Source organism: Synechocystis sp. PCC 7339 (assembly GCF_019924095.1).
GTDB lineage: Bacteria > Cyanobacteriota > Cyanobacteriia > Cyanobacteriales > Microcystaceae > Synechocystis.
In genome coordinates this window covers 196,777-209,704 of sequence record NZ_CP063659.1, presented here as the reverse complement: position 1 = coordinate 209,704, position 12,928 = coordinate 196,777, and the positions used below count along the sequence as shown (strand labels likewise).

General features: G+C 49.6%; 7 protein-coding genes and 1 pseudogene. 5 read left to right on the top strand and 3 right to left on the bottom strand.

Annotated features, from left to right (window positions below):
* Positions 1–124 precede the first annotated feature (124 nt).
* The gene (locus IQE94_RS00990; RefSeq protein ID WP_223342523.1) at positions 125–2,041 is read left to right on the top strand and encodes a PP2C family protein-serine/threonine phosphatase; all 1,917 of its coding nucleotides are present in this window, start codon (positions 125–127) and stop codon (positions 2,039–2,041) included.
* Between the two features lie 118 nt (positions 2,042–2,159).
* Positions 2,160–3,304 (top strand): annotated as a pseudogene (locus IQE94_RS00985) (IS256 family transposase).
* 265 nt (positions 3,305–3,569) lie between these two features.
* Here the strand turns inward: IQE94_RS00985 and IQE94_RS00980 are convergent.
* Complete coding sequence (locus IQE94_RS00980; protein ID WP_212715562.1) at positions 3,570–4,640, bottom strand: Gfo/Idh/MocA family protein; 1,071 nt, start codon at positions 4,638–4,640, stop codon at positions 3,570–3,572.
* A gap of 251 nt (positions 4,641–4,891) precedes the next feature.
* Here IQE94_RS00980 and IQE94_RS00975 point away from each other — a divergent pair, with 251 nt between their 5' ends.
* Positions 4,892–5,404: a hypothetical protein gene (locus IQE94_RS00975; protein ID WP_223342522.1), complete on the top strand. Its 513-nt coding sequence runs from the start codon at positions 4,892–4,894 to the stop codon at positions 5,402–5,404.
* A gap of 22 nt (positions 5,405–5,426) precedes the next feature.
* Positions 5,427–6,629, top strand: a complete 1,203-nt coding sequence (locus IQE94_RS00970) for a DNA double-strand break repair nuclease NurA (protein WP_223342521.1) — start codon at positions 5,427–5,429, stop codon at positions 6,627–6,629.
* 5 nt (positions 6,630–6,634) lie between these two features.
* Here the strand turns inward: IQE94_RS00970 and IQE94_RS00965 are convergent, their stop codons facing one another.
* Entirely contained in the window at positions 6,635–8,824 is a 2,190-nt protein-coding gene (locus IQE94_RS00965) for a hypothetical protein (protein ID WP_223342520.1), read from the bottom strand.
* A 265-nt stretch (positions 8,825–9,089) separates the two neighbouring features.
* A complete protein-coding gene (locus IQE94_RS00960; protein ID WP_212715558.1) occupies positions 9,090–11,780 on the bottom strand; it encodes a phycobilisome rod-core linker polypeptide in 2,691 nt (896 codons plus the stop codon).
* 328 nt (positions 11,781–12,108) lie between these two features.
* Here IQE94_RS00960 and IQE94_RS00955 point away from each other — a divergent pair, with 328 nt between their 5' ends.
* Positions 12,109–12,900 (top strand): HAD family hydrolase, encoded by a 792-nt coding sequence (locus IQE94_RS00955; protein ID WP_223342519.1) that lies wholly within the window; start codon positions 12,109–12,111, stop codon positions 12,898–12,900.
* Positions 12,901–12,928 lie beyond the last annotated feature (28 nt).

Sequence of the window (12,928 nt, the reverse complement as noted above, 5' to 3'; positions counted from 1 at the left end):
GGTTTGGCCATAGCTTTTCCTGGATAATGATGGCTCCAGGATTATGCTAGCGTTGGGAGCGGAAAGACCCTGCTGTGGCTAGAGTTGCTCCTGGGTAGTCTTGAAAAAGAGTTTTCTTGCAGTGATGGAAAAAACTATGGAGCTGGTAACTGTGGACCAAAGACTGCTCAAGCCAGCGGTGGGCTTGATTAATCGCTTACATTATCCCCAAAAGTTTGCCCTGATTAGTGTTTGCTTTTTGCTTCCCTTGGGTTTAGCTATTTTCCTGCTACTTTCCGAAATTCAGGGTCAAATTCAGTTTGCCCAACTGGAGCAACAGGGCTTGGCTTACCTTCGTCCTCTGCACCAATTGCAACAAACAGTGCTGACAGAACCCCTCACTCCTCTGGAGTCAAGCCATTGGCAGTTCCCCGCTGAGCAGTTGGCCCAGGCCCAAAACCGTTGGGGCAAAAAGTTGGGCACAGCAACGGACTATGGTGTCCTAGCACAGGCTTTATTAACCATCGCAGAGGCCCAGGAAATAAACCCAGAACAGATTCTCCAGGCGATCGCCGTGCTACGCACCAAAGTGGGAGACCAATCCAACCTGATCCTCGATCCGGATTTGGATAGTTATTACCTGATGGAAGCCCTGTTGCTCAAATTACCCCAACTGCAAACGGATCTGGCTCAACTAGGTACCATCATTGCTTCCCACTCCGGCTCCGGCCTTTCCCCCACAGAGGAGTCCCAATTACTAGTAATTAAAGCTCAGTTGACCCAGCTCAGGGAAAGTTTAATCAAGCACCTCGGGGTGGCCTTCACCCACAATGCCAACCAACAACTACAACCGAGGGTGAGTAATGGTCTCCATGGTCTGGCCAAAGCCCTAGAAGCATTGGAGCAAAGTTTAACTAGGGTAATAATTGCAGGACAAATCAAGCTCGATGACCCCGCTTTAAGCCAGCAGAGCCAATGGAGTTTATTGAACAGTTTACATTTTTGGCGGATGCTCAGCCCGGAATTAGACCAACTACTTTCCGAGCGTATTCAACGGTTCCAGCAACGGCAATGGCTCCTCAGCACCTTTGTCTTGGCGACCCTGGCGATCGCCGCCTATTTATTTTGGGGATTCTATGCCAGCGTCATGGTTACCATTGCTAGTTTGAGCAGTGCGGCGGAAAAAATGGTGGCGGGCAGTCAAACTAAAGCGGTGGAATTACAAACCCAGGATGAAATGGCGGAAGTGATCCACGCCTTTAACACGGTGGCCGATGCCCTCTGTCGCCTGACAGAGAAATTAAAGGACGAAAATTTACGGTTAGAGGCGGAAATTGACATCACCCGACAATTGCAACAGATGTTAATGCCCTCAGAACAGGAATTGGCAGCAGTGGCCGGGCTAGAAATTGCCGGTTTTATGGAATCAGCTACGGAAGTGGGGGGAGATTATTACGATGTGTTGCAAACCAATGGCCAAGTCAGAATTAGCATTGGCGACGTTACCGGCCACGATTTGGAAAGTAGTTTGGTGATGATTATGGCCCAAACTGCCCTGCGGACTTTGTTAGAACATGGAGTGACAGATCCGGTCAAACTGTTGAGCGTCATGAACCGCACCATCTACGAAAACACCAGACGCATGGGGTCTTCTAAAAATATGACCTTAAGTTTGTTGCAATATGAAGCGGGGCTAATCCGTCTGAGTGGACAACATGAGGAGGTGTTAATTATCCGCAGTACCGGGGAAACAGAACAGATTGACACTTTTGAATTGGGCTTTCCCTTGGGTTTGGAACAGGATATTAGTGCCTTTGTGACAGAGCGGGAAATTAGCTTAAACAGTGGTGATTTGGCTGTGCTCTACACCGATGGCATCACCGAAGCAATGAATAGTAAGAGGGAATTTTACGGCATAGAGCGGTTGCAAACAGTACTTTCCCTGCACCGACACCAGACCCCGGAGGAAATCCGCCACCAGGCGATCGCCGATCTGAAGCATTTTTTGGGCGATCAACCCCAAGAGGATGATGTCACCCTATTGATTCTTAAGCAAAAGTAGTTGTGAAAGAATCATCTTATGTATTATGTAAATCAGGAAAGCACCATCAGTTAATGGGAGGGACTGAACAGAATTTTGTGTAAGGGGAGTAAAATCCAATCAAAAAAAGGAGACCCCAATGGTACGTAAAAAACAAGAACCGAATCGCGTCGATATGTTACTAGATGAGTTGCTAGAAGAGCATAAAACCCCCGAAGAAATTCTGGGAGAGTCAGGACTAGACTACTAAAACAACTGAATAACCAAATAACCAGAAAGAAGAAGAAAAGGGCAATAGTCGGAACGGTTATTCAAGGAAAACAGTTCAATCAAACCAGGGTGAAATGGAAATAGCAATCCCTCGAGACAGGGAGAGTAGCTTTGAGCCAGTGTTAGTGCCTACCCGAACATCAACGGACGAAAAAATTCTGGGGTTGTATGCCAGGCGCATGAGTACTCGGGACATAAGTGCCGAACTGGAGGAATTGTATGGGGCAAAGGTGTCAGCCAGCTTGATTAGCGAAGTGACAGATTCAGTAACGGAGGAAGTTAAAGCCTGGCAATCTCGTCCATTAGAGGAGGTGTATGCCATTGTTTACCTAGATGCACTGTATGTAAACATCAAAGTCTCAGGTCGAGTGAGCAAACGGGCAGTGTATGCAGCGTTGGGTATTGACCGGGAGGGAGACAAACAGCTACTAGGACTATGGACTGGGGAAGCAGAAGCCGAGGGAGCCAAATTTTGGTTACGAATCCTGACAGAGCTCAAGAATCGGCAGCTAAAGGATATTCTAATTGCCTGTTGTGATGGCTTAAGGGGCTTCCCTGAGGCGATTGAGGCAGTTTATCCCCAAACCTAAGTCCAACCAACTATGTATTGTCCATTTGATGCGTAATTGCCTTAACTCTGTCCCCTGGAAAGACCCCAAGGCAGTGGCGACTAGATTTGAAGCGGCTCTGGATGCTTTTTCCCAGAAATGGGACAAACTTTACCCCGCTATCACTCAAATCTGGCTACGTCATTGGGAGCATGTCATTCCCATTTTTGACTATCCCATGGAAATTCAACGGGTAATCTATACCACCAATGCTATTGAGTCCATGAACCCTTCTTTACGTAAAGTAATTAAAACCAAAGCCGTTTTTCCCGACGAAGATTCTGTTTTTACACTATTACATTTAGCCATGAGGAACTTCACTAAAAAATGGCAACGCCCTATCCGAGATTGGCGAGCTGCTGCTTTCCATTTTGCTATTCTTTTTCCTGAACGCTTTTCTCTTTAATTTTCCTCTTTACACAAAATTTAGACCACTCTCGCACTTACTACCGCCATTACAAAACACCTAGCCTTTCGATTGTGGTGTTTTCCAACGATGAGGCTTACGATGTGGAAGCGATCGCCGATGAGATTGCTTCCAGGCTAGTACACTCTCCGTTGCAGTAGATTGGACTAAGTACTAAACCCAACACCCACAGGTCTGTCCCTGGCTGATGAAATATTGCCCCTGAAAAAAATGGTAGTGCCAAGGAACTTTTGCTTAACTTGGGTTAAATACCGGCACTCAGGGCTAAGGTGGCATCTTGATACTCCGAAGCCGCTTCCAAGGCATTCCAGCCAGTGCTGTCCAAGGCCATTTCTTCAATTAAACTGGCCAATTTCAACGCTTTGAGGGCCTGTTCTCCTCCTACAGAGGGTTGGTCTCCTCCCCGCACACAATGGATAAAGTGTTCCAATTCAGCGTGGAGGGGTTCAATGTTGCTGGTGTAAACTTTCTCAATTAATCCATCCTGGCGATACAACACCTGACCATAATCCGCACTCCAATCGGCGGTGGTTTGGCGATGGATAAGAATTTCGTTATTGAGAAAATCCGCTTCGGTGAGGGAATTTTTACAGTGGGCGGCGATCGAACGAATTTTGCGGTGGGTAACCTTGCTGGCGGTGAGGGTGGCCACAATGCCGGAGGAAAAGCCCAACGTCGCGGTGACATAATCCAAATAGCCTGAGCCAGAAGCCCGACTACCACTTGCGGACAGTTTAACCACTTCCGAACCCACCAATTCCAGCAACAGGTCAATGTCATGGATCATCAAATCCAACACTACGGAGACATCGTTGGCCCGCTGAGAATAGGGACTCATGCGATGGGCCTCGATCGCCAATAATTCTTCGGTTTTGAGAATTTTGGTCAGTTCCAAAAAGGCGGGGTTGAAGCGCTCAATGTGCCCCACTTGGAGAATGCAATTGGCATCGGCGGCGGCATTGACCAAGGATTCTGCTTCGGCAATGCTAGCGGCAATGGGCTTTTCGATCAGAGTATGAACATTATTCTGCAAACAGTTCATACCCACATCGTGATGGAGTCTGGTGGGAACCGCCACACAAACCGCATCCACATGGGGCAACATCTCTTGGTAATCTTCAAAAAAATGCACCCGATACTTGCTGGCGGTGTCTAGGCCTCGCTCCACATTGACATCAGCAATGCCCACAAACTCCACATCCTTCATCAGGCTAAGAACCCTGGTATGGTGCTGTCCCATATTGCCCACCCCAATCACCCCGATGCGGATCGGCTGAAGGTAACTCCGTTGCCCGTTGAGCTGATGGCTCGTCATGATGCTGTTGCCACTCCTAAACACCTAGCCAGCCGCAAAATACTGACTGTTATAATTAACTTCACGAAAATTCATGCCTTAGATACTAGCACAGGCCGTGTTTGTCTTCTTTCCCTGGGCAAAAACCAGATCATCGGAGATTGTTGCCAATTTTCTAGACCGGGGCTAAAAGTGACCCCAATGGTTGTGCTTGCAATGATTTTGGTGATTTGATCAAAAAACTTCACCAAACTTGCTCGAGGAATTGCCCTATGTTTAATAGTCGTCCCCTAACCACCTCCCTGACTTTACTGGCAATGGCTTTTGTTGGTCTGACTCCAACCGCTTACACTGCTAGAGTTCAAGCGCAGGATCCCCCTGCCACCACCTATCAGCCCGGTTTTTGGCAACCCATTGGCAGATTTGATCCCAAAAGACCAGTCAAGGTTAAGCTCGTGAATGAAACGGATTTGGCGCTAGACTACGACATCACTAATCTAGAATCGTTTCCCCCCACGGTGGTCGCCTCCGGAGAATCGGCCATGCTAGAAAATTTTGGCAATAATGCTTACATCATGGTCTATCCAGACAATGCCACCCCCAGCACTCCAGAACAGTCTTTTGTGCTTGAATTTACTGTTCCCGTCGATGCCCGCACCCAAATGGTCGGGGAGGATAATATGGCGGTGATTACGGTGACGAAGGGGGATGTCAACATAGAAGAACGATTTTACGGCCACCGTTCCATTAATCTGCAACCCACCGGGGCGATTTTCTTCTACTAGCCCTTAATTTTGCCTCCCCTTCATGCTTGACCTCACCAAATTAGCTGGTCAAATGCCAGCCCTGGGGCAACATTTCCGCCAGGAAGCCACCGCCGGCTATCAACGCCTGGAAAGGGCTAAGGAGTTATTTTTCCAAGCCCAACAGCACCAGCCCCATTTACTCAACACATTAACGGAATGGGGCGATCGCCTCTTTTTTGCGGTGGCCAGGCCTTTGGAGCCGTTGGATACGAGGGTCGTCATTGGGGAGGCACAGGTAAATCACAGTGTTTTTGCCACGGATGGCTCCCAGATTGCCCCTTCCCACCATGAAATTGCCTACTGTTATCTACTCAATATTGGCCGGGTAATGCTCCACTACGGGCAAAATTTGCATCCCCTACTGGACAGTGTGCCGGAAGTGTATTTTCGCCCTGAGGATTTATATGCCTCCCGCCGTTGGGGCATTCGCACCGAGGAATGGTTGGGGCACCGCCGCACAGTGTTGGAAGCAGAACGGTTAGCAGCCCTAGCTTGTCGTTGGGTCAGTCCCCCAGGGGCCCACAGCGATCCCAACCTGGCCATGGTGGACGGCTCCCTAATTTACTGGTTTTTGGAAAGTTTACCCCAGGAAGCCAGAAATCAAATCCTTGACCCCATTTTGGCCGCCTGGGAAACGTTGCGCCAAGCTCGCATTCCCCTAGTGAGTTACATTAGTGCCCCCAGGAGTGTGGAGTCGATTAACCTTTTACGGCTCCAAGCTTGCCCCCACGAAAGCCCCAATTGTGTCAGCCATTGTGAAGGCTGTCAGGCAGAGGAACGGAAAACCCCCTGTCAGATTTTTGATCCTCTGCGGGATAGCAGTTTGTGGCAAGAGTTTCTCGCTCCGGGGGAACGGGGCCCCATCTGGAGCAGTAATGCCCGCATTCTAGAAGCCTATGCTCCGGCACAGCGAGTTTGTTTTTGTTACATCCATGGAGGATCGGAGGTGGCCAGGGTGGAATTTCCCGCTTGGCTGCTGGAAGATTCAGAGTTGCTCAATCAGTCTCTGGCCATTGTGCTCAGTCAGATAGAAAAGGGTTTTGGCTATCCCGTGGCTCTAGCGGAGGCTCACAATCAGGCGGTGGTGCGGGGTGGCGATCGCCGCAGATTTTTCGCTCTGTTAGAACAACAACTGATTAAAACCGGACTGCGTAGTGTGGGGCCTTCCTACAAGGAAGCACGGAAAAGAAACACAGTGGTTTAGGGGGGCTAGGATAGGGTCCACTCCAACAGATTTTCCCCCGACAAATTAGCCATAAATTCCCCTTGTTCAGCTAGTAAAAGCAACAAATGGAGGCGATCGGGCCTAGTTTCGGGTAAGGCTGTCATGGGGATCACCACCACCAAAATTTCGTCTTGATGTACCAATTGCGGCCGTTGGGGGTTGGGATGCCAGCGGTTGGGGCCCACGGCAATTTCATGGTGACTTTGGAGATGGTGGAGATTAATGCGGCAATGGTGGTGGAAGTAATAGTTTAGCGGTACTTGATCCGGCAGGGCGGCGATCGCCAGGGGAGCATGGCCATGGGGCAAATAGGGATAATACCAGGCCAGATGGAGCTCATCGGGATGTAACTCCGGTAACAGTCGCTGGAAGTCTAGCCGGAGGATCAACCGTTGGCGATCGTGGCCATAGTAGATTTGTTGCACGAACTCCTTTCCCCCTTGCACCGGCAAGTTATGGGCTACCTGCCAAGGAATTAAATTAGTTAAATTATCCCAGTGGGGATAGAGATGGCCTCCCAACGGGCGATCGCTATTTTGATCAATTAAAGGATGCTGTAGATAACCGGGCAAAGTTTCATTGAGGGCATGGTAGAGCCGGATCAGATGTTGGCGGAATAGGGCTTCAGAATTGAGGATTTTTTGGGAATGATCTTGGCCAAAAGCCTCAAACCAATCGGAGCTTTCGGCCCCGTAGAGAGCTTGCCAAGCTTCGGGATTATTTTCTTCCGTGGCTTCAGGATGACTTGCTAGGGTTTGCCTCGCGTCAATCAAGTAATCCCAGGCTTGGTTCTGGCTTGGTTGACCGATCCATTTACTGAAATCGCCCCCATTCCAGGAACCCACCAAGGGAATAGGAATGCCATTGTGCCCAGCCAACACCCTGGTGGGAGGAAACTGGTCAATAAATTCAGACACAGTCACCAACTGCAGTAGCCCTTGGCGGCTCAAATGTTCACACTGCTGATAGAACTGATGCAAAAAGGCAAAGCCATTCTGGTCATAGCTATTCCAGGTAACATCACCCTCTAAGGCAATGGTCACCAGTCTGGGTTGGGAAGTTTCCTGGGTTTGTCTACGGGCCAAAAGTCGCTCAACTAAATCCTGGGCCGCTTGGGAAGGAGAGTAACGACCATAGTGGAAACTAATCAAATCTGATAGTTGTTGGTCCCGAAATACCATGGCCAACTCCCCGTCCTCCGTGGGCACTCGATAGACGGAATTTAGCCAACCGGCCCGTTCCGCACTGGTGCTCAAACTTTGAGCTAGGGCGGACTCATCGGCACATAACCACTCAAAACGCAGTTGGGCCACTGTTTGCACCATGGCAGGACTAACCGCCAATCCCGGTGGCCATAAACCCCGGGATTCCCGTCCAAAGGTGCGCCGATAGTATTGTTTACCCCGTTGCAATTGTCTGACCCCGTCCTCCGACCAACAAAAACGGGGATCCGGTAGGGCCAGGGCCGCCTGGACAGTGCGAGCAATATTGCTATCCGCCAACAGGGGCAAAATCGGGTGGCCGTAGGGACTAGTGATAATTTCCAACTGCCCAGAGTTCTGTAATTGGCGGTGGAGGTGGATAATACCCTGAATAATTTGCCGTTGTTTACTAATGATTCTTTGGCGATCGCCTAGGGTGAAGGATTTTTGCCGAAAATACCAATCCTGTACTTCCTGATCTTCAGCAATGGTGAGGGCATCAAACCAAATCAAGTTATGCCAGGCCAGTAGATCGCTAAAATCCTGGGGTTGCCAATGGGATATACACCAATTCAGCCCTTGCCTCTGACGTTGTTCGTATAACTGCTGATAACGCTCCTGGGGGAAGATTTGTGTGCGGGGATTAGCTTCAAAAAAAGTGGTCAGAATTTCCACCTTTTGCTCTGGGCTTAACTTTTCTGCCGGGCTCAGGGTGAGGGCTAAATGGCGATCAATCGCTCGACCCTGGGCATAGTCCTCCAATTGGGCTAGTAAACAGGGCGTTAAACTTACTGTTTGGTGTAGGGTTGGATATCTTCCCCAGAGTTTGATCAACCCGCCGTAGTCCCTCACACCGTACAATCGCGCCCAGGGCCACTGATAGCGGCCATGACCTGCGCCCACCATGCCGTAGGACTGGGAAGAAGGCTGGTGTTGATGCCAAATAAATGCGACATACAACGGATAGGCCATAGCAAGGGGAGGGTCAAAAGCGACCAATAATCATTACCATCCCTCACAGCATAACCAATAGAACTGTCCATACAATTCACTTTTGGGAAGTCTTTGTCAGCCTTTGGCTATTTTGTCCCCTTGGTCAATTCAGTGCTTCATGCTCCAGGATGAAAATCGGACCGCCCAATCCTCCCCAACAAAAAACCTAGCCAGTGCAGAGTACTAGCTAGGTTAGAACAATCAATCAACTAATCAGAGATGGCTAAGGTGAAGCAATCTGTCCTTAACCCCCCACCTTAACCACTGGGGTGAAGCTAGGGACCACCAATTCCTTATCTTGCTTGGTGAGCTTGTTGTACAGCCGCTCCGTATTGGGGAAGTTGGCCGCGGGCAGAGTGGGGAAACGGCGATAGGGCACCGTGTCTTCACCAAAGGTTTGTAGATATTCCATGCTATTCACCATGGCGCCAATGAAGGCCTTCAGACCCTGGTTGGCCAAAATTTGGTTATACTGCTGGATCTCCTTTTGATTGAGGGGAGCCCGGCCCAAGAAGTGCTTGGTGCCCATCTCAATTACTTTGGTGTTGGGGTAAGGTGCATAGAACTCCTTCATATAGAGCTCCGAAGTACCCAAACCTTCAATGAATTCCTTAACGTTGATTTCATTGTTGCTGAGCTTACTTTCCAGGGCAGTGAACTCAGAATTGATAATGTAGGGTTCCAGATCCCGCTCAAACACCTGGCGGTAGGCGGCCCGGACGGCATTTTTAACCGCAACCTTATCGTAGGTGGACACCAACTTAAAGATTTTGGTTTGTTGCCGTTGGCGGGTAACCCCTTGGTTGCTACGGTAGGAAATTTCTGGTTCAGTGCGTACAGAAGAAACCTGACCCAATTCCACAAAGCGGGGGGTCACTTCCTTATCTACCCGTTGACCGATGTCTTCCCGAATAGAACCAACCCGGGCAGAACGCATTTGCAGACCAGCAGGGGTGAGGTAACGTTCATAGGGAACGGTGTCTTCCCCAAAAGCATCACTGTACTCTTTGCTGTCGATCATGGCCTCCACCACAGCATAGAAGCCCTGTTTGGAAGCAATGTCGAAGTATTGATTCATTTCCTGACGGCCATAGGTGGGACGGCCCAGGAGACGACGGTGCATATATTCGATCGCCTTACAGACATAGTGGGGAGCCCAGTAAAGCTTGAGGAATAATTCCGACTTAGCCAGGCGTTTGATAAATTCCCGCACACTAATGTCGCCATTTTCCAGTTGAATTTCCGCCACAGAGAGCCGTTGCCCTTCATAGAGATCCCGACCGAACACTTGGCGATAGGCCGCCCGAATCAAGGCTTGGGTGGAACTTTCCCCAAATTTGACACTGGTGCCGGTATTTTTGCCCACTTTGGCACCGGGTAAACCGCCGTTGAGACGAAATACTTTTGCACCGAGACTGCCGGGAAATTCCCCTACCGCACTAGGATTGCCTACTTGGTTATTAACCGCCGGCCCCCGGTGAATCAAGATCCGTTTAGTGTCCTTATTGAAAGGTGCAGGACGCTTGCTGGGGTTGCGGGTTTCTTTCGGGAAGATGGCCCCAAATTGAATTTCCAGGGGATCATTGCCGGAACCATACACATGTTGATCCGGTAATGGGCGATCATACTGGGCAAAGGTGGTGATGAATTGGGGAACTTTGCGGAAAGGAGCGCTGTAGCTAAACAGATCCTGTTGCATGCCCCAATTGCGGCATTCCTGGGCCTCAACCCCCAAGCCCCGCAGGTAGGGCACCGTTTCCTCACCAAAGTAATCGGAGTACTCCTGGGAATCCACTAGAGCGTCCACCAAAGCTGGTAAACCCCCACTGGAAACGACGGCAAAATAGTTCTGCACTTCTTCCCTAGAACTGGGACCCCGGCCGAGGATATGGCGGAAGGCCAATTCCAAAGCCCGGCTGTTGATGAAGGGTTCGAAGAATTGCTTGCGATAGAGGGGAGATTTGGCCAAGCGACGGACAAATTCCTTCATGGAAATATCGCCATTGCGTACCTGAGACTCCAGATAGGAAATAGATTGGCTGTAGGCTTTGGTAATATCTCGCTCGAAAATTTGGCGGTAGGCAGCTCTAATGACCGCATTTTTTTCCAACGCAGACAAACCGGGCTTCATGGCATATTTTTGCCGCTTAGCCGCCGCATTGAAATAACTCTGGGGGAGTTCCAAACCTTGGATATCGTTGGAGGGCCCTTGGCGTACTTTGTTGGACGGGGTGGGGGCTTTGAACTCACTCAAGAGAATGTCGAAGTATTGCAGGACAATCTCTTTGGCTTGGGCATTGCCCCGGAAATAGTCGGCGGAAGCGGCCCGCATTTCCTGGATAGCCACAATGGTGGCATCAATGGAACAGGCATTCTCAATAACTTCCTTCAGTCCCCGGGTATTGACCACAATAATGTTGGGGTCCCCGGCAACAATGGCATAGGTTGTGTAGCGCAAAAACCAGGACATGTCCCGGAGGGATTTTTGCATATTGCTGGGACCGTACCGGGCAATGTTAATGGGACGGAAACCAGGGGGAATGGGGCCAGTACTGCTAAAAACGGAACGGAGTCCCCCAAAGAGACCACCGCCCCCGTTGCTTTCGGCGTAGGTAACACTGCCGTTGCGACTATCACTGGAGGCACCCACCAACGCAGGTTGCCGCTCAACGGGCTTTTCCAGGTAGGAGAGGGGGGAACCGCCGGTGAAAATTCGATTGGCGGCCCTAGAGACGATCAAGTCGGCATTTTGGGTTAGGGTCTCTGCAATCTCTAGGCGCAGGGAACCGGATTGAAAATACGCTGTTAACTCGTTTAGTTCTGACCCTTCTAGGAAGCGATCCTGTTGCTCTGCTTGACTGATAGCGGAGACTGGAACGGTTTGGTAGAGTTGGGGTCGCGCTAGTGAGCTGCCACCACTTGCCTTAACACTCATTGGATTTCATTATCTCCCATTAACAAAATTGCGATCGCCTTAAAACGAGGGAAAAAGCCGCCCGGCCAAGGCTTATTTAAAGGTTCATCATAAAAAAGTGAATCAGCATCTAGGGTAGAACGTTTCGGAACGCTACAGGGGCTTTGTTAACTTTTGTGTAGGAGAACTTGATTGAATGGCCCTATTTAGCAATTCCGTAGGCATTCCTGAGGCTAGGCTAGGGGGGGCTGAGGAGAGCACCGAGAAAATGTTGGCATTAATCCTAAGACTGGCAAAACATCGTCAATAATGCAGTAGTGAATCCGTTAGATACTCCCCTTATAAATCTATGGAAAAATTTCCCCATTTGCTAGTCCTAGATTTTGACGGTGTCATCTGTGACGGTTTGCAGGAATATTTTCAAACTAGTCGTCAGGTTTGTCGACAAATCTGGCCAAATCTACCGCCAGAAAAGCTCGATCGCCAAAAGGATAACTTTTATCGTCTCAGACCGGTGATCGAAACAGGGTGGGAAATGCCCCTATTGCTGCAAGCTTTGGCTACGGGCATAGACCCAGCAACGATTGAGAGAGCATGGCCCACCGTTGCCCAGACGCTACAACACCAAGAACAAATTAGCAAAACCCAGCTAGCCCCAGCCCTAGACCAGGTGCGGGACAATTACATTAACAATGATTTGGCTTATTGGTTGGAGCTGCATCGTTTTTATCCGGGGGTAATTGGGCAATTAAACCATTGGCTCCAATCCCCTTACCCCCAATGGCTTTATATTGTCACCACCAAGGAACGCCGCTTTGTGCAACAGTTACTCCAAAACCAAAAGGTGAATTTTCCCCTTGGTCAAATTATCGGCAAGGAAATTAAACAGCCCAAATATAAGACTCTGCAACAACTACTGGTCAAACACAATTATTCCAGTGACCAACTCTGGTTTGTGGAGGATATGTTAACCACTCTACAAACCGTTGCTGACCAACCTGTCTTGGGACAAAGCAATTTATTCCTGGCGGATTGGGGTTATAACACCAGCACTGCCAGGGAATCCGCCAAAAATAACCAGCGTTTTCATCTACTATCCCTACGGCAATTGTCCTGCCCCTTTGGCCAATGGCAAGTGTGAACTACCCTGCTGCAATCAGCGGGTCTTC